Below are 25,033 nucleotides of genomic sequence, written 5' to 3' on the forward strand. Positions count from 1 at the left end.
GTCCGGATGCTGAGCAGTCCCCGAGAACCGTTGACCCTGGTCGGCTCGCTTCCTACCTTCCCGTCACCACCGACCGGAAGGCCCACCATGCCCGTCGAGTTCCTCGGCATCGCGACCACGAGCGACGCCTCCGAGACCACCGCCCCCACCACCCGACCCGTCGACGTCGGGTACCTGGAGCGCCTGGTCCGTGCGCACCAGGACAACGGCTGGACCCGCGTGCTGTTCGCCTACGGCTCGGGCGGCCTCGAGCCCTCGGCGCTGGCCGGCTATCTCGCGGGCCGGCTCGACACCATCGAGCTGCTGCTCGCGCACCGGCCCAACGTCTCCTACCCGACGTTCGCCGCCAAGACGTTCGCAACGCTCGACCAGGTCTCCCAGGGCCGCCTGTCGGTCCACTTCATCACCGGCGGCAGCGACCACGAGCAGGCCCGCGAGGGCGACCGGCTGACCAAGGACCAGCGCTACGCGCGCACCCAGGAGTACATCCAGATCGTCAAGCGGGCCTGGACCAGCGCCGAGCCGTTCGACCACCACGGCGAGTTCTACGACTTCGACGACTTCGTGCTGGACGCCAAGCCGTTCGAGGGGCACGTCCCGACCATCTCCTTCGGGGGGTCGTCCGAGGCGGCCTACCGCGTGGGCGCGGCCGAGGCGGACATCTTCGCGGTCTGGGGCGAGCCCCTGGCCAGCACCGCCGAGCAGATCGCGCGGATCCACGCCGAGGCCGCTGCCGCCGGTCGGACCACGCCGCCGCGCATCCACGCGGCCTTCCGCCCGATCATCGCGCCCACCGAGGAGCTCGCCTGGGAGAAGGCGCACCGCATCCTCGACCGGATCGAGGCCCGCAAGGCGGCGTCCGGCGAGGCCCTGGCTCGCTGGCGCCCGAAGGGTGCTCCGGAGAACGCCGGCTCGCAGCGACTGCTCGAGATCGCCGAGCAGGGGGAGCGGTTCGACACCGCGCTGTGGACCGCGACGGCCAAGGCGACCGGCGGCGCGGGCAACTCCAACGCCCTCGTGGGCACGCCCGAGACCGTGGCGCAGGCGCTGCTCGCCTACTACGACCTCGGCGTGCGGATCGTCTCCGCGCGCGGCTACGACCTGCTCGACGACGCCATCGACTTCGGGCGGTACGTCATCCCGATCGTCAAGGACGAGGTGGCCAAGCGGGACCGCGAGCTGGGTGCGACGACCGCCTAGGCCGTGCGGCGCCGTGCGAGCAGCGCGGGCACGGCGCCGACCGCCGCCACCACGAGCCCGACGACGGCGAGCGCCGCCGGCAGCCAGGTCGGGATGCCGAGGTAGACCGTGATGCCCAGGATCCGGCTGAGCCCCCACGGCAGCAGGACCATCTGGTCGTTCCACACGGTCAGCGCGCGCTCGAGCCCGATGGCCGCGACGACCCCCGCGACGACGGCCAGCGTGAGGCCGCCGGCCACGGCGGTCGCGCCGACGGCTCGGCCGGACCGCAAGCCGTAGACCCGGCGGAGCACGACGGCGACCACGACGAACAGCCACGCGAACGCCGCGAACGCCACGGTGATGTACTCGGTCCGCGACCCGGGGTCGGTCCAGAACCCGAACCAGTAGCGGCCGGGTCCGCGGATCCCGAGCGCGACCAGCAGGACGACCGTGCGCAGCAGCACCACGCCGCCCAGGGCCGCCCAGAGGTGGAACGGGTCGCGGCGGCCGACGACGGCGCGCAGCAGGGCGGCGAGCACCAGCCAGGCGCCGAGGGCCACGGCGAGGTGAGCGGGTGCGGCGAACCACGTGTAGACGCAGCGGCTTGCAACGAGAACCAGCGCCGGCAGCGCCCACACCACGACGCGATCCGCGCGGGCGGCCGGCGCCGGCACCTCGGCCAGGCGCCACGGGCGCGTCGCGGCCACGAAGAGCGCCCGCAGGGCCGCCCCACCCGGCACGCGCAGCACGCGCTGCCCCCACCCGGAGCCGAGCACGAGGACGGCCAGGACGCCGACGAGCAGGCCGCGCGCGAGCCAGGCCATCGCCGGGTCCCGGTCGGCCCGGGCGCTCCCAAGGTCGGCCGCCGTGAAGCTGTAGGCGGGCAGGGCCACGTCCCCGGCATAGCGCGCTACGTGCTCCTCGCGCGCCGACCGGTACTCCCGCTCCGCCTGCCGCCACTGGTCGTACGCTGTCGCGCTGCCCGTGTCGAGCCACTGCGTGTGCCGCAGGACCGTCGCGCGGTAGGCGGCCAGCGTGCCCAGCAGGTCGGTCTCGTAGTCGAGGGCGCCGACGAAGGACTCGTAGAGCTCGGGCGAGCGCCACGCGCCGGGGTCGGTCGCCGCCACCTGGTCGCGCATGCCCGCGGCGACGTCGGTCGCGGCGGGCCCGTCGGCGATCGCGGACTCGAGGTCGTCGCGGCTCACGGCGTAGATGCTGCCCAGCGCGGCGGAGTCGCCCGTGACGATGTCCCACTCGAAGATCCACATCATGGGCGGCGGCTCGAGGCCCAGCGCCTTGACGCTCTGCTCGGCGAACGGCCGGATGTACAGGCCGCGCGTGATCGCCTCCCGGGAGCGCGAGAGGGCGTCGGTCACGGCGGCCGCGGTGGCCGGGTCGGCCGACAGCGTCTGCCGCACCCAGTCGGCAGTCACCTGCGCCGGCGCCGCCGTGGGGTCCCAGGCCAGCCGCGCGGCCCCGTAGGTGTTGAGGTCGTACATCTGCCAGAAGCCGGTCCGCAGGTACAGCGTCATCGGACCCGCCCGCAGCGGTCCGCCGTCCTGCGTCCAGTTCCAGATGCCCTCGACGTGCGGGTTCGCGGCGAGGAACTGCTGCAGCGCCTGGCCCTGCTCGGCGACGAGGTCGTTGGGCAGCGCGCCGAAGCCCTCGAACTCGCGACGGGCCTGAAGCTCGACGATGCGGCGTTGCGTGCCGGTCTCGAGGGTCGGGTTGAACGGCAGGTGGCTGTAGAAGTCGCCCATCGTGTACTTGGTGGACACGATCAGGTGCGGGTCGTCGATGCCGCCGAGCACCGAGTCGTACGACTCCGGGTTGGTGTGCAGGTCGCCCACCGCGCCCACCCCGACGGTCCAGGTGCGGAAGATGATCTCGCGGTCGTGGTCGGCCGCCGTCTCGAGCAGGGCGTGCAGCATGGCCTGCACGGAGGTCTCCGAGGTGACCGCGAGCTTCGAGGAGTAGTCCCAGCCGGCCTGGTAGACGGAGCCGCCCTCGCCGATGCGCACCATGAGCCCGTCGACGAACGGCATGCTGTCGAACAGCTCGGACAGCCCCGCCTGGTAGACCGACCACAGCGCGGGGTCGTCGACGGCCAGGCCGCCCACGGTCCGCTCGAGGTAGGCCTCGAGCGGGGGCGAGACGGCGAGCATGTCGGTGAGCAGGTAGACGTGCATGCCCATGTCGGCGGCGTACTGGAACACCGGCCCGAACGCCGCGACCATCGCCTTCGCGCGGTCCACGTGCGCGTCGCCCTCGGGGTAGACCTGGTGACCGTCGCCCACGCCGCTGAACGTCACGTACTCGAGGAAGCCGGGCACGACCACGCCGTTGTACCCCTCGCGCAGCGCGTGCTGGACCAGCTGGCGGAACTGCCCGTCGATGTCGTCGACCACGTCCTGGTCCACCCACGGCGCCTCGGGCAGCACGGCTCCCGCGACGACGTCGGTGTTCAGCGAGTAGTCGGTCCCGGCGGCGAACGCGGCGGGATCGGCCTCGCGACCGACCGAGCCGGAGTCGGTGAGGCGCAGGCCGAGCCGCGGCTCCTGCGTCGAGCCGTCCGCCACGAGCGCGGCGCCCGACCGGATCCGGTCGGCCACGGAGTACAGCCCGGCGGCCGCGCCGTCAGGTCCCGACGCCTCCAGCGTGTACCGACCGTCCCCGGCCTGGCTCAGCCGGAACGCCTCGGGCGAGTCACCGACCGCGGCCCCGAGGGTCACCGTCAGGTCAGCGTCGCCCGCGCCGACCGTGGGCGCGGCAAGGCCGCGGTCCGTCAGCGCGTCCCCCACCGCGGAGGCCGCCAGCGCGACCCGCTCGCCCGCGGGCACGTCGATCCTGGCGATGGCGGGCGCGGGGACCACGGGCGTCGGCTGCTGCGCCGACACGTCGACCGACGGCGTGTCCGCGGGCTCGTAGCTCAGGCCGAGCGCCTGCCCGACGCCGACGGCGACGGCAGCGCCGAGGGCGAGCAGGACGAGCACGGCGACCAGGGACGGCCAGGCACGGGAGCGGGACACCGGCGAAGTGTAGGGACGCGACCTGGGTGGGACGGACCGCCGTCACACGAGTGGCGTACCGGCTCGCCGGTCGCGCCACTCGTCGGCGAGCATCGCGTACGCCATGCCGTCGAGCCAGCCCCGCGTGCGGTGCAGCGAGTCGCGCAGGCTGTGCTCCTCGCGGCGCATGCCGAGCCGCTCCATCAGGCGCCACGACGGCTCGTTGTCGGCGAAGCAGTACGCCCGCACCCGCCGCAGCCCGAGGTCCTCGAAGCAGACGCGCAGCAGGCCCTCGACCGCCTCGGTCGCGTACCCCTGCCCACCGTGCTCGGGGTCGAGCACCCACCCGAGCACCGCCTGCTGGTGCCGCACCCGGTCCGCGTCGACGTCGCTCTGCGCCCAGGCGTCCTCGAGGTGCAACGTCAGGTCGCCGATCACCTCGCCGCCGAGCTCGATCACCAGCAGCGTGGCCATCCGGTCGGGGTCGCTGAGGCGGGCGACGTAGGCGTCGCGGTCGCCGACGTCGTGGGCGAGCCACTCGTCCACGCCGGGGCGCCGACGGATCCGCCAGAGGGTGTCGAGGTCGTCCGCGATCGCCGGGCGCAGCGCGAGGCGGGCGGTCCGCACGGGCCAGGGCACGGCGCGAAGGTCCTGCGTCATCGGGCCAGTGTCGCGGACGGGCGCGCCGAGCCTCACCCGGATATCAGGCCGGCGGCGTCTGGGACCGGTGCGCCTCGACCGCGCGGTGCACGCTGCCGTGGATCCGCTCCGCACCGAGCCGCTCGACCACGCCGTCGCGCTGCAGCGTGGCCCGGACCGCGGGCTTCACGCGCGCCAGCCGGACGACGACGTCCGTGTCCCGGGCCAGGTCGAGGATCTCGTGCAGCGCCGCGGCACCCTGGGCGTCGACCACGGCGACGGCCCCGCAGTCGATGACGATCACGCGCGCGTCGGGCTGGGCGTCGGCCACCTCGCGCACCCGGTCCTGGACGGCGTCGGCCGTCGCGAAGAAGAGCCCGCCGTCGATGCGGATGACCGCGATGCCCGGCTCGGGCCGGTCCTGCGGGTACTCGTCGAGCTCCCGGAACACCTGGGTGCCCTCTTCGCGGGCCRTGAGCGGCAGCGACGGCCGCGTGGTGACCGAGACCAGCCACAGGAGCGACAGGCCGATGCCGACGAGGACGCCCGCCAGCACCCCGACGACGAGCGTGCTGACCAGCGCGGCGATCGCGATCCAGAAGTCGAAGCGCTGCACCCGGAAGAGGCGGCGCAGCCCGGCGACGTCCATCATCCCCATGACGACGGCCTCGATGATGATCGCCGCGAGCACGGCCGTCGGCAGCCCCGAGAAGAGCGGCGCGAGCAGGATGAGGGTGAGCAACACCATCACCCCCGACGTGAGCGACGCCACCGGCGACCTCGCGCCGCTGCGGTCGTTGAGGGAGCTGGCCGAGAGGCTCGTGGAGACGGGCATGCCCTGCAGCAGCCCGGCGCCGACGTTCGCCGCGCCCTGCGCGAGGGACTCCTGGTCGATGTCCACGCGGTACCGGTGCCGCGCCGCGAACATCCGCGCGTCGCCCGCGGTCTGGGAGAACCCGATCATCACGAGGGCGACGGAGGCGAGCGCCACGGTCGCGGCGTTGTCGAGCAGCAGGGTGGGGGACGGTACGACCACCGACGGCAGACCCCGGGGGACGTCGCCGACGAGCGCGACCCCTCGGTCKCCGAGGTTCAGCAGCCACGTCGCGAGCAGGCCGCCGACCACGAGGACGAGCGCGCCCGGCACCCGCGGCGCGACGCGGCGCAGGCCGAACACGGTGACCAGCGCGATCGCTCCGACGAGCGCGGTCGCACGGTTCGTGTCGCCGAGCGTCCCGAGCCACGACACCAGCTCCTGCGGCGCCGACGCCCCGTCGGCGCTCGTCCCGGTGAGCTTGGGCAGCTCGCCGATGACGACGTCGATGGCGGCGCCGAAGAGGAAGCCCGTCACGACGGCGCGGGAGAGGAACTGCGCGATCCACCCCATCTTCAGCACGGACAGCAGCAGGAAGAGCAGGCCGGAGACCAGGGTGATGCCCGCGACGAACGGCGCGACCTGGTCGCCGACGACGCCCGCCGTGAGCACGGCGCTCGCGGCGACGGCGGCCAGGCCGGAGCTCGGCCCGGTCGAGATCTGCCGGCTCGTGCCGAAGATGGCGTAGAGGATCGCGCCCGCCGCCGCGGCGTAGAGGCCGTTCTGCAGCGGGATGCCGGCGATCCCCGCGTACCCGAGGTTCTTGGGCACGATGAGGGCGGCGACGGCGATCCCGGCCGCGATGTCGGTCCGCAACCACGGGCGCTGGTACCCGCGCAGTGCGCCGACGAGGGGCACGCGGTCGGTCCAGTGCCGCCTCGCGGGGCCCTGAGGTGCAGCCATGCAGCTCACCTGCTCAGAGGAGGGACGTTCGTGGGTCCAACCTCTACCGCACGGGGACCGGCGCCGTCACGCAGCCAGGTCAGTCGCCGACCGTGTCGCGTCCTCGCTGCACGATCAGCGGGTCGACCTCGCCGATGACGTCCTCGTCCTTGCCCTCGTAGGAGAACTGGCACAGGAAGTAGCGCATCGCGTTGAGTCGGGCCCGCTTCTTGTCGTTGCTGCGCAGCGAGATCCACGGCGCGTGGTCCGAGTCCGTGCCGGCGAACATCGCCTCCTTCGCCGCGGAGTACTGCTCCCAGCGGTCGAGCGACTCAAGGTCCATCGGGGAGAGCTTCCAGCGCCGGACGGGGTCGATCTGACGGATCGCGAAGCGGGTGCGCTGCTCGCGCCGGGTGACGGAGAACCAGAACTTGGTCAGGTGCGTGCCGTCGTCGACGATCAACCGCTCGAACTCCGGCGCCTGGCGCATGAACGCCGTGTACTCGTCGTCGGAGCAGAAGCCCATCACACGCTCGACGCCTGCCCGGTTGTACCAGGACCGGTCGAACAGCACGACCTCCCCGGCGGTCGGGAAGTGCTGGACGTACCGCTGGAAGTACCACTGGCCCTGCTCCGTGGTGGTGGGCTTGCCCAGTGCGACGATGCGGGCCGCGCGCGGGTTCAGGTGCTCCATGAACCGCTTGATCGTGCCGCCCTTGCCGGCGGCGTCCCGGCCCTCGAAGACGATGATGTGCCGCTCACCGTTGTCCTCCGCCCAGTACTGCAGCTTGAGGAGCTCGATCTGCAGCAGGTACTTGGCGTGCTCGTACTCGTCGCGATCCATCAGCTCGTCGTAGGGGTAGTCCTCGCGCCAGGTCTCGACGGCCTTGCCGCCGGGGTCGATGAGCACGGGGTCCGCCCCCTCGCCGCCCGCCACGCTGTACCCCTCGGCGACGAGACGGTCGATGTACTCGCGCAGGTTGTCCTCGGCGTCGGGCCGGTATCCGTCGAGATCGAGCGTGGAGTCCATCGTCTTCTCCTGCCGTGGCGTGCCGCTTGCGACTGTAACCACGATGGCCCGCGGCGACCACGCGCCCCCAGCGCCGCGCGGCCGTGCGCACGTGTCGTGCTTCACGTGACCGGGCAGTCCCGCACGGAGGGCTCGACGAGGAGGGCCGCCTCGGCACGGGCTGCGGGAGCAGGCGGGACGTCGGCCGGGGCCGCGGCCCGCGCACGCGTGGCGACGACGAGCCCGACGGCCGCCACGGCGACGACGAGAGCGGCCGGCACCGGCACGGCGTGGGGTGCCGACCGCTCGACGATGACGCTGCCGAGCGCGGCGCCCACGGCGATCCCGAGGTTGAACACCACCGGGATGACACCGCCGGCGGTGCCCCGGTGCTCGGGACCGGCGACCCGCATGATGAGCGTCTGCGCGAGGGGCGGGAGCGTGCCCGACGTCAGTCCCCAGGCGACGAGCACCGCGAGACCCGTCACCGGACGGCCGTCGACGACGACCAGGGCGAGCATCGACACCGCCAGCAGCATCGTGGCGACGACGAGCACGGTCGCGGTCCACCGGTCCCGGACCCGACCCACGAGCACGAGGCCGACGGCCGACGACGCCCCGAACACGAGGAGCGCCCCGCTGACACCGCCGGGCAGCCGCGCCGCGGAGTCGGCCACGAGCCGGGTGATGAACGTGTACGCCGCGAAGTGCCCGACGAGCACGAGCCCGACGAGCGCCGCGACGACCAGCACAGGGCGCAGCTGCCCGGCACGAGCGGCCCCCGGCCCGGCAGCCGGACCGCCGGACGACCCCGCAGGCAGCGCACCCGCCACCACCGCTCGGACGAGCGCCGCCGCAGCGACACCGAGCACCGCGAGCACCCCGAAGGCCGCCCGCCAGCTCCAGCCGACGGCGACGAGGCTCGCGAGCGGCACGCCCACGACGGTGCCGAGAGTGGCCCCGCCGAGCACCACGGCGACGCCGTTGGCGAGGCGACGCGCCGGCACGATGTCGGCGAGGTGCGCGTTGACGGTCGCCCACAGCAGCCCGCAGACGGCGGCGCCGAGCACGCGGCTGGCGACGGCCACCTCGTAGGTGGGCGCGGCGGCGGTGAGCGCGGACGCGGCCGCGAAGACGACGAGCGCTCCGGCGGCCACCGAGCGGCGGTCCCACCGTCGGGTGAGCCGGACCAGGGGGAATGTCGCGACGACGACGGTCAGTGCCCACAGCGAGACGAGCAGGCCGGTGCGCGCCTGCGTGACGCCGAGGTCGGCGCTCATCTGCGGCAGGACGGCCGTGGGCAGCATCTCGCCGGTGACCATGACGAACGTTGCGCTGCCGAGGACGACGAGGCTCGGCCACGGCAGCCGGTCGCTGGGGGAGGCGGTGGTCGACGTCTGTGCGAGGTCCATACGAGCGACGCTAAACTTTGACATCAGTGTGAAGGTCAAGCGCTCCCTCGGAGGTTCGTCGTGAAGATCGGTGAGCTGTCCCGCCGCACCGGTGTCTCCACCCGGCTGCTGCGGTACTACGAGGAGCAGGGGCTCATCGCCCCGGCCCGCACCACGAACACGTACCGCACCTACGACGAGCAGGACGTCGCCCGGGTCGAGCAGGTGGTCGGCCTCGTCCGCGCCGGCGTGCCGACCCGGTTGGCCMGGGTGCTGCTCGATCTCGAGGACACTCGGGCGGAGGCGCTCGCCCCCTCGTGCACCCGGCAGGTGGCCGAGATGCTGGCCGAGGAGCTGACCGGGCTCGACGAGCGGATCGCCTGCCTGACCAAGAGCCGGCGGACGCTGTGCGACTACCTCCAGCGGACCGAGCACGCGGCCGCCGTGCTGGAGGGCGCGGCGCCCGCCGACGAGCTGACCCCGGTGTAGGGGCGCGTCGCGAGGCACGCGGGCCCTAGCGTGAGCACTGACGCCGGAGGGAGCCGCCGATGTCCTCGTCCGAACCCGCCGCCGAGGGGCCGTCGCCGGCCGTGCGCGCCCAGATCCTGGCGACGGAGCACTGGAGCCTGCTGGGGACACGCAGCACCCTGTGGGCCGAGGTGATGAGTCGGATCACGATCCACCTGACCGTCGCGTCGGCCGCGCTGGTCGTCCTGGCGCTCGTCGCGCAGGCCTCCCGGTTCGGTGCGCCGTTCCGGGTGCTCTCGATCGGGCTGGCCTCGGTCGTGCTGATCCTGGGCACGCTGACCGGCGTGCGGGTGATGAACGCGAGCCACGACGACAGCGCGCTCATCCTGGCGATGAACCGGATCCGGTCGGCCTACATCGCCCTCGACCCGGGCATCGCCGACTACCTCGTCAGCTCGTGGGAGGACGGCCGCGCCGGCCTCATGCAGACCTACACGATGGGCCTGCAGCGCTCGACGCTCAGCCACGTCCTGGGCAGCACCGCGATGTTCGTCAACGTCGTCAACGCGATCGTCGCCGGGACGCTCGGAGCGCTCGTCGCGAGCGCGGCCGGGGCCGGTGCCGCCGGGACGGCGATCGTCGGGTCGCTCGCGGCGCTGCTCTATCTCGGCGCCTGGCTCGAGTACGGCCGCCGCTCGTTCGGCGCACGCGAGAGCGGCTGACGGTCGGAGCTCCTCAACCGCCACGCGCGCGTGCACCGGACGACGCCGCCTCGCCGACGGCCGCGGCCAGGCGGGCCACCGCCTCGTCCAGCCTGGCGTCGACCAGGTTGCCGTACCCGACGACGAGCGCAGGCGGTCGGGCCGTGGTCCCGACGCGATAGCGACCTGAGGGCACCACGCGCACGTCGCGCCGCGCAGCCAGCCGGGTCACGCGGTCCTCGTCGACCCCCGGCGGCAGCCCCAGCACGACGTGCAAGCCTGCGGCGAGACCCGTCACGGGCAGGCCCGGCAGCCCACGCTCGAGCGCGGCGAGCAGAGCCGCCCGTCGGCGCCGGTACCGAGCGCGGGCCGCACGGAGGTGCCGGTCGTACGCCCCGTCGGTGAGCAGCGCGGCGCAGGCGAGCTGGTGCAGCGACGGGGGAGCGCTCGCGTCGACGTCGAGCCCCGCGCGCGCGGCGGGGACGTCGTCGGGAGGGACCAGCCACCCGATGCCGATCCCCGGGGCCAGCGTCTTGCTCCACGACCCCACCAGCGCGACCCGGTCGGGCGCGAGCGCACGCAGGGCCGCCACCGGGCGGCGGTCGTAGCGGAACTCGGCGTCATAGTCGTCCTCGACGATCACCCCGTCGACGGAGCGCGCCCATCGGACGAGCGCCTCTCGCCGCGCCGGGACGAGCGCGGCGCCGACAGGGAACTGGTGCGAGGGCGTCACCAGCGCGGCGCGAGCGCCCGTGCGCTCGGCCGCCTCCACCAGCGCGTCGGTGTCCACCCCGTCCTCGTCGACCGGCACCGGCACGGGATGCAGTCCGGCGGCCGCGGCGACATCGCGCAGCCGCGGCCAGCTCGGGTCCTCGACGAGCACGGAGTCATGGCCCGCGGCGCGCAGGGATCGCGCCAGGCGCGTCATGCCGTCCGCAGCGCCGTGCGTCACGACGACGGCGTCCGCATCGACGAACGCCGCGCGCGTCACCGTCAACCGGTCGGCGAGCGCCTGGCGCAGCGAGGGCACGCCGCGGGGGTCCGGCGCGACGAGGTCGTCAGGCGTCGCGGACGTGACGGCCGCGCGAACCGCCGAGACCCAGGCCGCACGGGGTAGGTGGCGCAGGTCCGGCACGCCCGGGCCGAGGTCGAACGCAGGCCGGGGACGGGCCGTGCGGTCGGGAGCCCGGGTCGGCGTAAGGGTGGGCCACGACGTGGACGCGACGCGGGTGCCCGCACCCGTGCGCGCGTCCAGCACGCCCTCGGCGACGAGGCCTCCGTACGCCTGCGTCACCACCCACCGCGAGACGCCGAGGTCGCGGGCCAGCGCTCTGCTCGGCGGCACCGGATCGCCCGGGCGGAGGCGTCCCTCGCGGACCGCAGAACGCAGTGCCCGCTCGAGCGCGACGTGCACCGGCTGGCCGCCCTCGAGGGTGACGAGCGCGTCGCCGACCCAGTGTTTGGTCTGGTCGTCTGCCACAGAAATGGACCGTACTCCCGGTCCGCTGTCCGCCTAGCGTCGGATCCGTCACCAGAACCACGAGGAGAACACCATGCAGCAGCGCACCATCGGCTCCGGACGCACCTCCACCGACGTCAGCGTCCTGTGCCTCGGCACCATGCACTTCGGCACGCACACTCCGCGCGAGGCGGCCTTCGAGGTCCTCGACCGCTTCGTGGAGGCCGGCGGCACGTTCCTCGACACGGCGAACAACTACAACGCCTGGGACGCGGGCGGCCACGGGCACGAGAGCGAGGACGTGATCGGCGCCTGGCTGGCGTCGCGCGGGCTGCGGGACCGCGTCCGCATCGCGACCAAGTGCGGCGCGGCCAAGAGGGACCCGGCGCTGCCCCTGGCGAACACACCGCCGACGAACTTCCAGGGCCTGGGCGCCGACACCATCCACCGCGAGGCCGCCACGAGCCTGCTCCACCTGGGCGTCGACCGGCTCGACGTCCTGTACGGGCACGTGGACGACCGCGACACCGCCTTGGAGGAGACCGTCGGAGCCTTCGGCAAGCTCGTGGCCGACGGGGTGGTCGGCGTGCCGGGCATCTCCAACGTCACGACGTGGCGCGTCGTGGAGGCACGCGAGACCGCCGCACGCCTGGGCGTCGAGCCGTACGGCGTCGTCCAGCAGCAGGGCAGCTACGTGTACCCGAGCCCGACGCCGTTCCGGTCGAGCTGGGTGTCGGGCGACCTGCTCGACTACGCCGCGTCCACGGGTGCCGACGGTCGCCCGCCGCTCGCCGTGACCGTGTACTCGCCGCTGCACCAGGGGGCGTACACGCGCGCCGACAAGCCGCTGTTCGGCGGCGCCGACCACCCGAGCAGCCGGCGTCGGGTCGAGGTGCTGCGCGAGGTCGGACGCGAGGTGGGCGCCACGGCGAACCAGGTCGCGCTCGCGTGGCTCCTCGGCGGCCCGACGCCCGTCATCCCGATCGTCGGCGCGCACTCGGTCGCGCAGCTCGACGAGTCGTTGGGTGCGCTCGATCTGGTCCTCGATGGCGAGCTGCGCACCCGGCTCGACGAGGCCTGACGAGCTGCCGTTCTCTGTGCCCGCGAAAGGACTCGAACCTTCGACCTTCTGCTCCGGAGGCAGACGCTCTATCCACTGAGCTACGCGGGCGTGCTCACCGACCCGGGGGTCGATGCGGTGCACGACACTACCAGCCGTCGCTCACTCGCCCAGCAGCGCGGACAGGTAGCGCGTGGTCTCGCTGGCGGCGCGGCCGTCGTCGCCCGCGACGATCGCCTCGACCAGCACGTCGTGCGCGTCGTGGCCGTGGGTGTCGGTGACGAAGTTGAACCGGATGTTCTCGCCGATCGCGTCGAGGAGGTTCTCGTAGAGGGTCACCAGCACGGGGTTGGCGGTCGCGCGGACGATCGCGCGGTGCAGGTCGAGGTCGGTGGCCACCATCGCGTCGAGGTCGCCCGCCCGATAGGCGGCGGCGCGCTCGTCGCGACGCGTGAGCAGGCCCGCCGCGTCGGCCGCGGTGCGCCGGCGGGCGGCCAGGCGGCCGGCCTCGACCTCGAGGGCCCGACGGACCTCGACGACGTCGCGCTGGCGGGCGTCGGCGATCTGCCGGCCCATGGTGACGGCCAGCTCGGACCGGGACAGCACGTAGGTGCCCGAGCCCTGGCGGCGCTCGAGCAGGCCCGCGTGGACCAGCGACTGCACGGCCTCGCGCACCGTGTTGCGGCCGACGCCGAGCAGGTCCACCAGGGCAGGCTCGGGCGGGATCCGGGACCCTACCGGCCACTGCTCCGACTCGATCCGTCCGCGGAGCTCGTCCACCGCGGTGTCGATCAGTCCGGTCCGTCGCGCCATCCGGTTACGCTCCGTGTCCAGGCATGCGGTGCAGTCAACACCGGCGGGTCGGCGGACGCCAGACCTCCGTACGGATGATCTGCGGACCGCGCCGTCGCCCACCGGAGAGTCCCACGTTGCCCCCGTCGATGCCCACGCCCGCGCCCTGGCGCGGCCGGCTCGTCGTCCTCGCGGGCATCGTCCTGGTCGGGTTGAACCTGCGCATCGCGGTCGCGGCCGTCTCGCCGATCGTCGACGTGGTCCGGGAGGACTTCGCGCTCAGCGCGACGCAGGTGGGTCTGCTCGGCACCATCCCCGTGGCGTCGTTCGCGGTCTTCGGCTCGTTGGCCACCCCCGTCGCCCGGCGGCTGGGTCTCGAGCCGACGATGATCCTCGCGCTGCTGCTCTCCATGTCCGGCGAGCTCCTGCGTGCGCTCGCCGACGGCGCACCGGCCTTCCTGGCCTGGTCGGTGATCGCGCTCGGCGGCCTGGGCATGGGCAACGTGCTGCTCCCGCCGCTGGTCAAGCGCTACTTCCCCGACCGCATCGGGACCGTCACCGCGGCGTACTCCGTGTCGATGTCCGTGAGCGCGGCGGTGCCGCCCCTGGTGGCGCTGCCGGTGGCCCAGGCCGCGGGCTGGCGCTTCTCGGTCGGCATGTGGGCGATCCTCGGGTTCGCGGCCGTGGTGCCGTGGGTGGTCGTGATCGCGCAGTCCGTCGCGGCGCGCTCGCACCTGCGCACCCTGCTCCGCCGGGCGCCCCGCACGGATCGGCCGGCGGCACTCGAACGCGCGGGGGCGGCGGAGAGCCGGATCGTGTGGCGCTCGCGGCTGGCCTGGGCGCTCGTGCTGACGTTCTTCGCGAATACCACCTGTACCTACGTGCTGTTCGCGTGGCTGCCCGAGATCCTGGCCGACGCCGGTCTCGGTGCCGACGTGGGCGGGCGGTGGTTGGCCGTCTTCGCGATCCTGGGCCTGCCGGCCTCCATCGCGTCGCCGGTGCTCACCGCGCGGATGCGCAACCCGTACCCGTTGGTGGTCGGCTTCGTCGCGTGCTGGGTGGTCGGGCTCCTCGGGCTGATGCTGACGCCGGCGCACGGGACCGCGGTGTGGATGGTGCTCGTCGGCATCGGTCCGGGATCGTTCCCGATCATGCTCGCGCTCATCGGCCTGCGGTCGCGCACGCCCGCGGTCGCCGTCGCCCTGTCCGGCATGGTGCAGGGCCTCGGGTACGGGCTCGCGGTGGTCGGACCGGTGGGCATCGGTGTCCTGCACGTGGCGACGGGCTCCTGGCGCGAGCCGTTCCTCGTGCTGCTCGGCCTCGTCGGGCTCCTGCTCGTGGCCGGCTGGTTCGCCTGCCGGCCGACGATGCTCGGCCCTGAACCGACCGCAAGAGAGGCCTGATCCGCTCGGTACCCTTCTCCGGTGACTCCCGCCCAGCTCTCCGAGGCCCTCAAGGCCGCCCTCGTGCACGCCGTCGACGACGGCACGTTCGCCCTCGACCCCGCCGCGATCCCCGCGACCGTGCACCTCGAGCGACCCCGGCAGCGCGAGCACGGCGACTGGGCCACCAACGTGGCCATGCAGCTGGCCAAAAAGGCCGGCACCAACCCGCGCGTCTTCGCCGAGGAGCTCGCGCGTCGCCTGGGCGACACCCCCGGCGTCGCCGAGGTCGAGGTGGCGGGACCCGGCTTCCTCAACATCCGGCTCGAGGCCGCCGCGGCCGGCGAGCTCGCCCGTTCCGTCGTGGAGCAGGGCGCCGAGTACGGCCGGAACGAGACGCTCGCCGGCGTCTCGCTCAACCTGGAGTTCGTCTCGGCCAACCCGACCGGCCCGCTGCACATCGGTGGCGTGCGGTGGGCGGCCGTCGGCGACAGCCTGGCGCGCGTGCTGCAGGCGTCCGGCGCGTCGGTCACCCGCGAGTACTACTTCAACGACCACGGCGCGCAGATCGACCGCTTCTCGCGGTCGCTGCTCGCCCGCGCGCTGGGCCGGGACGCGCCCGAGGACGGCTACGGCGGCCAGTACATCAGCGAGATCGCGGAGCAGGTGGTGGCCGACGCCCTCGCCGCCGGCGAGCCGGACCCGCGGACCCTGCCGGAGGACGAGGCGAACGAGGCGTTCCGCGCCCGGGGCGTCGAGCTGATGTTCGCGGAGATCCGCAAGTCCCTGGACGACTTCGGCGTCCACTTCGACGTCTACTTCCACGAGGACTCGCTGCACGAGTCCGGCGCCGTGGACCGGGCGATCGCCCGGCTGCGCGAGCTCGGCCACATCTTCGAGGCGGACGGCGCGGTGTGGCTGCGCACGACGACGTTCGGCGACGACCGCGACCGCGTGATCATCCGGTCCAACGGCGAGGCCGCCTACATCGCGGGCGACATCGCCTACTACCTCGACAAGCGCGAGCGCGGGTTCGACCGCGTCGTGATCATGCTCGGCGCCGACCACCACGGGTACATCGGCCGCATGATGGCGATCTGCGCGGCGTTCGGCGACACCCCCGGCGTCAACCTCGAGATCCTCATCGGGCAGCTGGTCAACCTGGTGAAGGACGGCGCGCCGGTCCGCATGAGCAAGCGCGCCGGCACGGTGGTGACCATCGACGACCTCGTCGACGCCGTCGGCGTGGACGCCGCCCGGTACGCGCTCGCGCGCTCGTCGGCGGACTCGAGCATCGACCTCGACCTGGACCTGCTGACGCGGGCGACCAACGAGAACCCGGTGTTCTACGTCCAGTACGCGCACGCGCGCACGTCCAGCGTGGCCCGCAACGCCGCCGACGCGGGGGTGCGCCGCGAGGACGGGTTCGACGCGTCGCTGCTCGACCACCCGAGCGAGTCGGTGCTCCTCGGCCAGCTCGCCGAGCTCCCGCGGGTCGTGGCGCAGGCCGCCGAGCTGCGCGAGCCGCACCGCGTTGCGCGGTACCTCGAGGAGCTCGCCGGGTCGTACCACAAGTGGTACGACCAGAAGCGCCGCGTGGTCCCCGAGGGCGACGAGCCCGTGACCGACGCGCACCGCACCCGGCTCTGGCTCAACGACGCCACCCGCCAGGTCCTCGCCAACGGCCTCGGCCTGCTCGGCGTCACCGCACCGGACCGCATGTGACCACCTCGATCCCCGGGGAGCCCTGGTCCACGGGTGTCGCGCGCGCCGCTGACGGCGTCGTGAGCGTGGCGGGCGTCGACGTCCGCACCCTGGCGACGACGCACGGCACGCCCGCCTACGTGCTGGACGAGGCCGACCTGCGCGCCCGCGCCCGCGGCTACCGACGTGCGTTCGAGACCGCGTTCGCCGAGATCGGCGCGGGCGTCGACGTGTACTACGCGGGCAAGGCGTTCCTGTCGGTCGCCGTGGCCCGCTGGGTGCACGAGGAGGGCCTGCGCGTCGACACCGCCACGGGCGGCGAGCTCGCGGTCGCGCTGCGCGCGGGCGTGCCCGGCGCGCACATCGGCCTGCACGGCAACAACAAGTCCGACGCGGAGATCGCCCGCGCGCTCGACGCCGACGTCGGTCGGATCATCGTCGACTCGCTGGTCGAGATCGACCGGGTCGCCGACGCCGCCTCGGTGGACCGGCCCGCACCCGTGATGGTCCGCGTGACCACCGGCGTGCACGCGGGCGGCCACGAGTACATCTCCACCGCGCACGAGGACCAGAAGTTCGGCCTCTCGATCGCGTCGGCCGACGGCGACAGCCCGGCCATGCGCGCGCTGCTCGCCGCGCTCGCGCGGCCCGAGCTGCGGCTGCTCGGCATCCACTCGCACATCGGCTCGCAGATCCTCGACCCGTCGGGCTTCGAGGTCGCCGCCCGCGCGGTGCTCACCCTGCGGGCGCAGCTCGCCGAGCGGACCGGCGTGCTGGTCGACGAGGTCGACCTGGGCGGCGGCTACGGCATCGCGTACCTGCCGGGCGAGGTCGCGCTCGACCCGGACCGGATCGCCAAGGACGTCGCGGCCTCCGTCGCGGCGACCGCCGCCGAGCTGGGCACCCCCCTCCCGCGCTTCTCCATCGAGCCGGGCCGCGCGATCGTCGGTCCCGCCGGCCTGACCCTGTACACCGTGGGCACGGTCAAGCCCGTCCGGATCGAGGACGGGCGCACCCGCACCTACGTGTCGATCGACGGCGGGATGAGCGACAACATCCGGCCCGCCCTGTACGGCGCGCAGTACCACGCGGAGGTCGTCGGCCGGCTCGCGAGCGGCGACACCGTGCTCGCGCGCGTCGTCGGCAAGCACTGCGAGAGCGGCGACATCGTCGTGCACGAGGTGCAGCTGCCGGCCGACGTCCGCGCGGGCGACCTGCTGGCGGTCGCCGCGACGGGCGCCTACGGGCGGTCGATGGCGTCCAACTACAACCACGTCCCGCGCCCGCCCGTGGTCGCCGTCGTGGACAGGGCCTCCCGGGTCCTGGTCCGCCGCGAGACCGAGGACGACCTGCTGGCGCTCGACCAGGGCTGACCGCCGCGGCCCCCTCCACCTGTCGGACCACGCGTCCCGCCAGGCGGGACGCCCCCTATCCTGAGGGCGCTCCCGCCCGACCGACCAGGAGGCCGTCCGTGCCCTCGCCCGTGCCCGCCCATCCGCCTCTGCGCGTCGCCGTCCTCGGCTGCGGCGTCGTCGGCACGGAAGTGGTGCGGCTGCTGACGACGCAGGCGTCGGACCTCGCCTCCCGGGTCGGGACGAAGCTCGAGCTGGTCGGGGTCGCGGTCCGCGACGTCGACGCCCCCCGGGACGCTGTCGTCCACCGGTCGCTGCTGACCGCCGACGCCGAGGCGCTGGTCGAGCGCGCCGACGTCGTCGTGGAGGTCATGGGCGGGATCGAGCCCGCGCGGAGTCTGCTGCTGCGCGCGATCGCCGGCGGTGCGTCGGTGGTCACCGCCAACAAGGCGTTGCTCGCGCAGGACGGACCCACGCTCTACGCGGCTGCCGACGAGGCCGGCGTGGACCTGTACTTCGAGGCCGCCGTCGCCGGCGCGATCCCGATCGTGCGCCCGGTGCGCGAGTCGCTCGCGGGCGATCGCGTGACCCGCGTGCTCGGCATCGTCAACGGCACCACCAACTACGTGCTGGACAAGATGGCGTCGGAGGGCCTCGACCTGGATCAGGCGGTCAAGGAGGCCCAGGCGCTCGGGTACGCGGAGGCGGACCCGACGGCCGACGTCGAGGGCTACGACGCCGCCGCCAAGGCGGCCATCCTCGCCTCGCTCGCGTTCCACACGCGCGTGTCCCTCGACGACGTCTCCCGCGAGGGGATCACGTCGCTCACCGCCGACGACGTCCTGTGGGCGCAGCGCACGGGCCACGTGCTCAAGCTGCTCGCGATCGCGGAGCGTGGCGAGGCCGACGGCGTCGAGGGCGTGCAGGTCCGCGTGCACCCCGCGCTCGTGCCGGCCGGACACCCGCTGGCCGGGGTCCGCGGCGCCTACAACGCGGTGTTCGTCGAGGCCGAGGCCGCCGGCGAGCTCATGTTCTACGGCCGCGGCGCGGGCGGGGAGCCGACGGCGTCCGCCGTGCTCGGCGACGTCGTCTCCGTGGCCCGGCACCGCGTGCTCGGCGGCAAGGGACCCGTCGAGTCGCGGTACGCGGAGCTGCCCGTGCTGCCCGCCGCCGCGGCGCGCACCCGGTACCAGGTCCGGCTCGAGGTCGCCGACCTCCCGGGCGTCCTCGCCCAGGTGGCCACGGTCCTGGCGTCGCACGACGTGTCGATCGAGGCGGTGCGCCAGTCGCCCGCGTCCGAGACGCCGTCCGCCGACTTCGCGCGGCTGGTGATCACCACGCACGCCGCCCCGGAGCGGGCCCTGCGCAGCACCGTCGACGCCATCGCCGGCCTCGACGTCGTCCGTCGTGTCGTGTCCGTCCTGCGAGTCGAGGGAGCCTGATGGCCCACCAGTGGCGCGGCGTCATCGCCGAGTACGCCGACCGCCTGCCCGCCCACGTGCAGGAGCGCATCGTGACGCTCGGCGAGGGCGGGACGCCGCTCGTCCCGTCGCCGACGCTCTCGCAGCGCACCGGCGCCGAGGTGTTCGTCAAGGTCGAGGGCATGAACCCGACCGGCTCGTTCAAGGACCGCGGCATGACGACCGCGATGTCGGCGGCGGCCGGGCGCGGCGCCCAGGCGGTCGTGTGCGCGTCGACCGGCAACACGTCCGCGTCGGCCGCGGCCTACGCGACGCGCGCCGGGATGGTCTGCGCGGTGCTGGTGCCGGACGGCAAGATCGCGATGGGCAAGCTGAGCCAGGCCGTCGCGCACGGCGCCACGCTGCTGCAGGTCGACGGCAACTTCGACGACTGCCTGGTCGCGGCCCGCAAGCTGGCCGAGGCGTACCCGGTCGAGCTGGTGAACTCGGTGAACCCCGACCGCATCGAGGGCCAGAAGACGGCGGCGTTCGAGATCGTCGACGCCCTCGGCGACGCCCCGGACATCCACGTGCTTCCCGTCGGCAACGCCGGCAACATCACCGCGTACTGGAAGGGCTTCCGCGAGTACGCCGGGCTCGACGCCGGCGCGGCCCACGAGGCCGTCGCGACGCGGACGCCGATCATGTGGGGCTTCCAGGCCGCCGGCGCCGCCCCCATCGTGAAGGGCCACCCGATCGACCAGCCGGAGACCATCGCCACGGCGATCCGCATCGGCAACCCCGCGTCGTGGCTGCAGGCCGAGGAGGCGCGCGACTCGTCGGGCGGCCTGATCGAGGCGGTGACCGACGAGGAGATCCTCGTCGCGCACCGGGTGCTCTCGGCCGAGGTCGGCATCTTCGTGGAGCCGGCGTCCGCGTCGGGCGTCGCGGGCCTGCTGCGGCTGAGCGACGAGGGCCGCGTGCCGGCCGGCGCGCGCATCGTCGTGACGGTCACCGGGCACGGACTCAAGGACCCGCAGTGGGCGCTGCGCACCTCGGACGGCGGCGACGTCGTCCCGGTGCGGATCTCGTCGGACGTGGTGTCCATCGCCACCGCCCTCGGCCTGGACTGAGGCCCGCGATGCGCCTGGGTGCGGACCACGTCCGCGTCCGCGTCCCCGCCACCAGCGCCAACCTCGGCCCCGGGTTCGACGCGTTCGGCATCGCCCTCGGGCTGTACGACGAGCTCGAGGTTCGCGCGCTCGCCTCGCCGGGCGTCCAGGTGGAGGTCACGGGGGAGGGGGCCGGGCAGGTCCCCGACGACGAGCAGCACCTGGTCGTCAGCTCGTTGCGCGCGGCGCTCGACCTGGTGGGCGCGTCGCAGACGGGCCTGCACCTCGTGTGCCGCAACCGCATCCCCCACGGGCGCGGGCTCGGCTCGTCGGCCGGGGCCGTCGTGGCGGGCATCGTCGCCGCGCGCGGGCTGATCGCCGACCCGGAGGCGCTCTCCGACGACGTCGCGCTCGACCTCGCGGCACGGATCGAGGGCCACCCCGACAACGCCGCACCCGCGGTGCTCGGCGGCGCGACGCTGGCCTGGCACGACGACCGGTTCCGAGCCGTCGATCTCCAGGTCCACGACGACGTGGCGCTGCTCGCGATCGTCCCGCCGCACCACCTCTCGACGGAGGCCGCCCGCGGCGTCCTGCCCGCGACGGTCCCCCACGCCGACGCCGCGTTCCAGGCGGGCCGGTCGGCGCTGCTGGTCGAGGCCCTCGGCCGACGACCCGAGCTGCTGCTCGCCGCCACGCAGGACCGGCTCCACCAGGAGTACCGGCGGGCGGTGATGCCGGGCTCGCTGGCGCTCGTCGACGTCCTGCGTGCCCAGGGGGTCGCGGCCGTGGTGTCGGGTGCCGGCCCCACCGTGCTGGTGCTCGCGCGGCGGGTCGGAGGTGCCGACGGCGTGCTGGCCACCGACGCGGACGAGGCGGTGCGCGCGGCGTTCGGCGGCGCCATGGGCGGCTGGCAGATCCTGCCCCTCCCGGTGGCCCGCGAAGGCGCGACCGTCCACCAGGTGATCTGACCGGGTGAAGAACGCGCCGGTCGTTCACCCGACCGGGTGCAGGAGCCGACAGTGATAACATCGATGCGTTCCCCGGACCTCGTCCTCCGGTGGCCCGCGTCGTGAGTGACCGGCCGCCTCAGAGTGAGTAGACGACCCGAGAACGATCCAGCCCACCGTGCGCAGACGTCGTCGTACGCAGCGCGTGTGTGGCTCCAGCACCGTCTCGGTCACCGCGACCGGACGTCGGCCGATCCCCGTGCCCCGGGTCCCGGCCACCGACGAGGGGAAGGGTCCTTCGTGACAGACATCATCGAACCCGCCGTGAGCAGCTCCGGCGGGTCCGCCCGCAGCGCCGGGATCTCAGCGCTCCGCCTGCCCGAGCTGCAGGCGATGGCGTCCGAGCTGGGCGTCAAGGGCACGTCCAAGATGCGCAAGGGCGACCTCGTCCAGGCCATCTCGGACGCTCGTGGCGGCTCCCGGCCGCAGGCGCTCGAGCCGCGTCGCGCCGAGGCCGTGGCGGTCACCGACGCCCCCGTGCGGCGCACCCGTGCGCCGCGCACCGAGGCGCCGCAGCTCGATCTCGGCGGCGAGACCGCGCCGCAGCAGGAGCGCCCGGTGCGCGCTCCGCGCGGCGACGCGCTGGCGGGCCTGGAAGCTGCGCTGGACGCGAAGCTCGCGCCCGTCGAGCACCGTGACGACCGCGCCGCACGTGCGGCGGACGCCGTCGGTGGCGTGACCGGGGAGCGGCGCTCGCGCCGGGCCGGCCGCGGCGCCGGAGCCCCGCAGGCCGACGAGGGCGACCGCGCCCCGTCCAACGGCCAGCAGACGAACGGTCAGCAGGACCGTCAGCAGACCAACGGCCAGCAGCGCGACACCCAGCAGCAGGAGCGCCCGCAGCGCGACGGCCAGCAGGGCACCCGTCAGCAGGGCGGCAACGCCCCGCAGGGGACCCAGCAGCAGGGCACCCAGCCGCGCCGGGACCAGGACGAGGACGGTCTCGACGAGCGCGGCGGTCGCCGCCGTCGCTCGCGTGACCGCTACCGCGACCGTGACCGCGACCGCAAGGGCCGTGGCACGCGCGGCCGCCCGGGGGCCGGCGAGCTCGCCGGGCTCGACGACATCGAGGTCAACGACGACGACGTCCTGCTCCCCGTCGCCGGGATCCTCGACCTCATGGACAGCTACGCGTTCGTCCGCACCACGGGCTACCTGCCCAGCGCCAACGACGTGTACGTCTCGCTCAACCAGGTCAAGCGCTACGGCCTGCGCCGCGGCGACGCCGTCACCGGCGCCGTCCGCCAGCCGCGCGAGGGCGAGCAGCCGCCGCAGGGCAACCGGCCCAGCAAGTTCAACGCGCTGGTCCGCCTGGACTCGGTCAACGGCCTGGAGCCGGACGGCGCCCGCGTGCGCCCCGAGTTCAACAAGCTCACGCCGCTGTACCCGCAGGAGCGCCTCCGCCTCGAGAGCGACTCGGGCAAGCTGTCGCCGCGCGTGATCGACATCGTCGCGCCCATCGGCAAGGGCCAGCGCGGCCTCATCGTCGCGCCCCCCAAGGCGGGCAAGACGATCATCATGCAGCAGATCGCGAACGCCATCACGACCAACAACCCCGAGGTCCACCTCATGGTCGTGCTCGTCGACGAGCGCCCCGAAGAGGTCACGGACATGGAGCGGACGGTCAAGGGCGAGGTCATCGCCTCGACGTTCGACCGCCCCGCCTCGGACCACACGATCGTCGCCGAGCTCGCCATCGAGCGCGCCAAGCGCCTGGTCGAGCTGGGCCAGGACGTCGTCGTGCTGCTCGACTCGCTGACCCGCCTCTCGCGGGCCTACAACCTGGCCGCCCCGGCGTCCGGGCGCATCCTGTCGGGTGGTGTCGACGCCTCGGCGCTGTACCCGCCCAAGCGGTTCTTCGGCGCGGCCCGCAACATCGAACACGGCGGCTCGCTCACCATCCTCGCGTCGGCGCTGGTGGAGACGGGCTCCAAGATGGACGAGGTCATCTTCGAGGAGTTCAAGGGCACGGGGAACATGGAGCTCCGGCTCTCCCGCGGCCTGGCGGACAAGCGGATCTTCCCGGCGGTCGACGTCAACGCGTCGGGCACGCGCCGCGAGGAGATCCTCATGCCGCACGACGAGCTGAAGATCATCTACAAGCTGCGCCGCGTCATGGGTGCGCTCGACCAGACCCAGGCCATCGAGCTGCTCATCGGCAAGCTCCGCGAGACCAAGTCGAACGTCGAGTTCCTGCTCCAGGTGCAGAAGACGACCCCCGGCAGCGACTGACCGACCCGCGCGCACGGCCCCGTTCCCCGCTCAGGGGAGCGGKGCCGTCGTCGTCCCGCTACCGTGCACTCGTCCGCAGCGCACCCTGGAGGCGATTCGATGGCGAAGTCGTGGAGCACACCCCCGCGGGAGGTCCTGCGGGTCGAGCCCGGGTACGACCTGGCCGCCGCGGACCTGTCCGCGACGCCCGGCTGGGACCACAGCGAGGAGGCGGCCGACAAGCGGCTGGTCGCGGACGGCGAGCACCTCAGCGACGCGCAGGAGCGGCTGTTCGCCCAGGGCCGCTCGGGCGGGAACCGCTCCGTGCTGCTGGTGCTGCAGGGCATGGACACCGCCGGCAAGGGCGGGATCGTGCGCCACGTGCTCGGCCTGGTCGACCCGCAGGGCGTCCAGCTGCACTCGTTCGGCGTCCCGACGGAGAAGGAGCGCTCGCAGCACTACCTGCAGCGCATCCGGGAGGCGCTGCCGACGCCGGGGCACATCGGGGTGTTCGACCGGTCGCACTACGAGGACGTCCTGGTGGTGCGGGTGAACGAGCTGGCGCCGCGCGAGGTGTGGGAGCCGCGGTACGACGAGATCAACGCGTTCGAGCAGGAGATCGTCGACTCGGGCACGGTCATCGTCAAGGTGGCCCTGCTCGTCTCGCCCAAGGAGCAGAAGGCACGGCTGCGGGAGCGCCTCGAGCGCCCGGACAAGTACTGGAAGTTCAACCCGGGCGACATCGACGAGCGCGCGAAGTGGCCGGCGTACCGGGAGGCCTACCAGGCCGTCCTCGACCGCACGAACACCGACCACGCGCCGTGGTACGCCGTGCCGGCCGACAACAAGTGGTACGCGCGGCTGGCCGTCGGACGCCTGCTGCGCGACGCGCTCGAGGGCCTGCACCTCGGCTGGCCCCCGGCCGACTTCGACGTGGAGGAGGAGCTCGCGCGCCTCGACGCCCAGCCGTTCTGAGTCGCGGGACGGGGATGATTTCGGCGGCCCGCGCTGTTCTGGCACAATGGTTCGCTGGTCTGCGGTTCACCGGCGCCGTCTCGCGCGTCCGGACCCGGAGACATCCACCCAAGGAGAAGTTTCGTGAAGGCTGACATCCACCCCGAGTACGTCCTKACCGAGGTCACCTGCACCTGTGGCAGCACCTTCGTCACGCGCTCGACCGTGACCTCCGGCAAGATCCACGCCGACGTCTGCAGCGCCTGCCACCCGTTCTACACGGGCAAGCAGAAGATCCTCGACACCGGTGGCCGCGTGGCCCGGTTCGAGGCGCGTTACGGCAAGAAGGCCGACGCCTAGCATTCCCGCAGCGCCGGTGCCCGGCGCGGACGACCGCCCTCCATGGCGGTGTCCGCGAGGGCACCGGCGCTGTGTCGTTGTCGGAC

20 protein-coding genes and 1 tRNA gene are annotated in these 25,033 nt (G+C 73.7%); 13 read left to right on the forward strand and 8 right to left on the reverse strand.

Going from position 1 to position 25,033, the window contains the following annotated elements; translation table 11 throughout:
* Window positions 1-87 precede the first annotated feature (87 nt).
* Window positions 88-1,200 (forward strand): LLM class flavin-dependent oxidoreductase, encoded by a 1,113-nt coding sequence (locus AC1DQC_RS06320; RefSeq protein ID WP_477050368.1) that lies wholly within the window; start codon window positions 88-90, stop codon window positions 1,198-1,200.
* Here AC1DQC_RS06320 and AC1DQC_RS06325 read toward each other — a convergent pair.
* The 5 genes from AC1DQC_RS06325 to AC1DQC_RS06345 all read right to left on the reverse strand — a co-directional run bounded on the left by AC1DQC_RS06325 (window position 1,197) and on the right by AC1DQC_RS06345 (window position 9,006).
* A complete protein-coding gene (locus tag AC1DQC_RS06325; protein WP_477050369.1) occupies window positions 1,197-4,211 on the reverse strand; it encodes a hypothetical protein in 3,015 nt (1,004 codons plus the stop codon). The genes AC1DQC_RS06320 and AC1DQC_RS06325 overlap by 4 nt on opposite strands.
* 42 nt (window positions 4,212-4,253) lie before the next feature.
* Window positions 4,254-4,850, reverse strand: coding sequence for a GNAT family N-acetyltransferase (locus AC1DQC_RS06330; RefSeq protein WP_477050370.1), 597 nt, complete (start codon window positions 4,848-4,850; stop codon window positions 4,254-4,256).
* 43 nt (window positions 4,851-4,893) lie between these two features.
* Window positions 4,894-6,606 (reverse strand): SulP family inorganic anion transporter, encoded by a 1,713-nt coding sequence (locus tag AC1DQC_RS06335; protein WP_477050371.1) that lies wholly within the window; start codon window positions 6,604-6,606, stop codon window positions 4,894-4,896.
* 79 nt (window positions 6,607-6,685) lie between these two features.
* Window positions 6,686-7,615, reverse strand: coding sequence for a polyphosphate kinase 2 (ppk2, locus tag AC1DQC_RS06340; RefSeq protein WP_477050372.1), 930 nt, complete (start codon window positions 7,613-7,615; stop codon window positions 6,686-6,688).
* 101 nt (window positions 7,616-7,716) lie between these two features.
* Window positions 7,717-9,006 carry an MFS transporter gene (locus tag AC1DQC_RS06345; RefSeq protein WP_477050373.1) on the reverse strand — a complete coding sequence of 430 codons (1,290 nt, stop codon included), beginning with the start codon at window positions 9,004-9,006 and terminating at the stop codon, window positions 7,717-7,719.
* 60 nt (window positions 9,007-9,066) lie between these two features.
* On the opposite strand from AC1DQC_RS06345, the gene AC1DQC_RS06350 reads away from it, so the two are divergent.
* Both AC1DQC_RS06350 and AC1DQC_RS06355 read left to right on the forward strand, forming a co-directional pair.
* Window positions 9,067-9,474, forward strand: coding sequence for a MerR family transcriptional regulator (locus AC1DQC_RS06350; RefSeq protein WP_477050374.1), 408 nt, complete (start codon window positions 9,067-9,069; stop codon window positions 9,472-9,474).
* Window positions 9,475-9,533: 59 nt separating this feature from the next.
* Window positions 9,534-10,175: a hypothetical protein gene (locus AC1DQC_RS06355; protein WP_477050375.1), complete on the forward strand. Its 642-nt coding sequence runs from the start codon at window positions 9,534-9,536 to the stop codon at window positions 10,173-10,175.
* A gap of 13 nt (window positions 10,176-10,188) precedes the next feature.
* On the opposite strand, the gene pdxR is transcribed toward AC1DQC_RS06355, so the two are convergent.
* Window positions 10,189-11,634 carry a MocR-like pyridoxine biosynthesis transcription factor PdxR gene (gene pdxR / locus AC1DQC_RS06360; RefSeq protein WP_477050376.1) on the reverse strand — a complete coding sequence of 482 codons (1,446 nt, stop codon included), beginning with the start codon at window positions 11,632-11,634 and terminating at the stop codon, window positions 10,189-10,191.
* Between the two features lie 73 nt (window positions 11,635-11,707).
* Between pdxR and AC1DQC_RS06365 the strand changes: the two genes are divergently transcribed.
* A complete protein-coding gene (locus tag AC1DQC_RS06365; protein ID WP_477050377.1) occupies window positions 11,708-12,694 on the forward strand; it encodes an aldo/keto reductase in 987 nt (328 codons plus the stop codon).
* Window positions 12,695-12,711: 17 nt separating this feature from the next.
* On the opposite strand, the gene AC1DQC_RS06370 is transcribed toward AC1DQC_RS06365, so the two are convergent.
* A tRNA-Arg gene (locus AC1DQC_RS06370) sits at window positions 12,712-12,784 on the reverse strand.
* Between the two features lie 51 nt (window positions 12,785-12,835).
* Window positions 12,836-13,486 carry a FadR/GntR family transcriptional regulator gene (locus tag AC1DQC_RS06375; RefSeq protein WP_477050378.1) on the reverse strand — a complete coding sequence of 217 codons (651 nt, stop codon included), beginning with the start codon at window positions 13,484-13,486 and terminating at the stop codon, window positions 12,836-12,838.
* A 128-nt stretch (window positions 13,487-13,614) separates the two neighbouring features.
* Between AC1DQC_RS06375 and AC1DQC_RS06380 the strand changes: the two genes are divergently transcribed.
* From AC1DQC_RS06380 to rpmE, 9 genes are all read left to right on the forward strand, one after another.
* On the forward strand, window positions 13,615-14,868 hold the full coding sequence (locus AC1DQC_RS06380; RefSeq protein WP_477050379.1) for an MFS transporter: 1,254 nt from the start codon (window positions 13,615-13,617) through the stop codon (window positions 14,866-14,868).
* Between the two features lie 21 nt (window positions 14,869-14,889).
* Complete coding sequence (argS, locus tag AC1DQC_RS06385; RefSeq protein WP_477050380.1) at window positions 14,890-16,572, forward strand: arginine--tRNA ligase; 1,683 nt, start codon at window positions 14,890-14,892, stop codon at window positions 16,570-16,572.
* Complete coding sequence (gene lysA, locus AC1DQC_RS06390; RefSeq protein WP_477050381.1) at window positions 16,569-17,924, forward strand: diaminopimelate decarboxylase; 1,356 nt, start codon at window positions 16,569-16,571, stop codon at window positions 17,922-17,924. Before argS ends, lysA begins: the two co-directional genes overlap by 4 nt.
* Window positions 17,925-18,022: 98 nt before the next feature.
* Entirely contained in the window at window positions 18,023-19,345 is a 1,323-nt protein-coding gene (locus tag AC1DQC_RS06395) for a homoserine dehydrogenase (protein WP_477050382.1), read from the forward strand.
* On the forward strand, window positions 19,345-20,436 hold the full coding sequence (thrC, locus tag AC1DQC_RS06400) for a threonine synthase (RefSeq protein WP_477050383.1): 1,092 nt from the start codon (window positions 19,345-19,347) through the stop codon (window positions 20,434-20,436). The genes AC1DQC_RS06395 and thrC overlap by 1 nt, the downstream gene beginning before the upstream one ends.
* 8 nt (window positions 20,437-20,444) lie before the next feature.
* Window positions 20,445-21,386, forward strand: a complete 942-nt coding sequence (gene thrB, locus AC1DQC_RS06405) for a homoserine kinase (RefSeq protein ID WP_477050384.1) — start codon at window positions 20,445-20,447, stop codon at window positions 21,384-21,386.
* Between the two features lie 279 nt (window positions 21,387-21,665).
* A complete protein-coding gene (gene rho / locus AC1DQC_RS06410; protein ID WP_477050385.1) occupies window positions 21,666-23,654 on the forward strand; it encodes a transcription termination factor Rho in 1,989 nt (662 codons plus the stop codon).
* 99 nt (window positions 23,655-23,753) lie between these two features.
* Complete coding sequence (locus AC1DQC_RS06415) at window positions 23,754-24,608, forward strand: PPK2 family polyphosphate kinase (RefSeq protein WP_477050386.1); 855 nt, start codon at window positions 23,754-23,756, stop codon at window positions 24,606-24,608.
* A 123-nt stretch (window positions 24,609-24,731) separates the two neighbouring features.
* A complete protein-coding gene (gene rpmE, locus AC1DQC_RS06420) occupies window positions 24,732-24,947 on the forward strand; it encodes a 50S ribosomal protein L31 (protein ID WP_315097269.1) in 216 nt (71 codons plus the stop codon).
* The last annotated feature ends 86 nt before the right edge of the window (window positions 24,948-25,033 follow it).

The sequence above is a fragment of the Cellulomonas sp. P4_H12 genome (assembly GCF_056400905.1).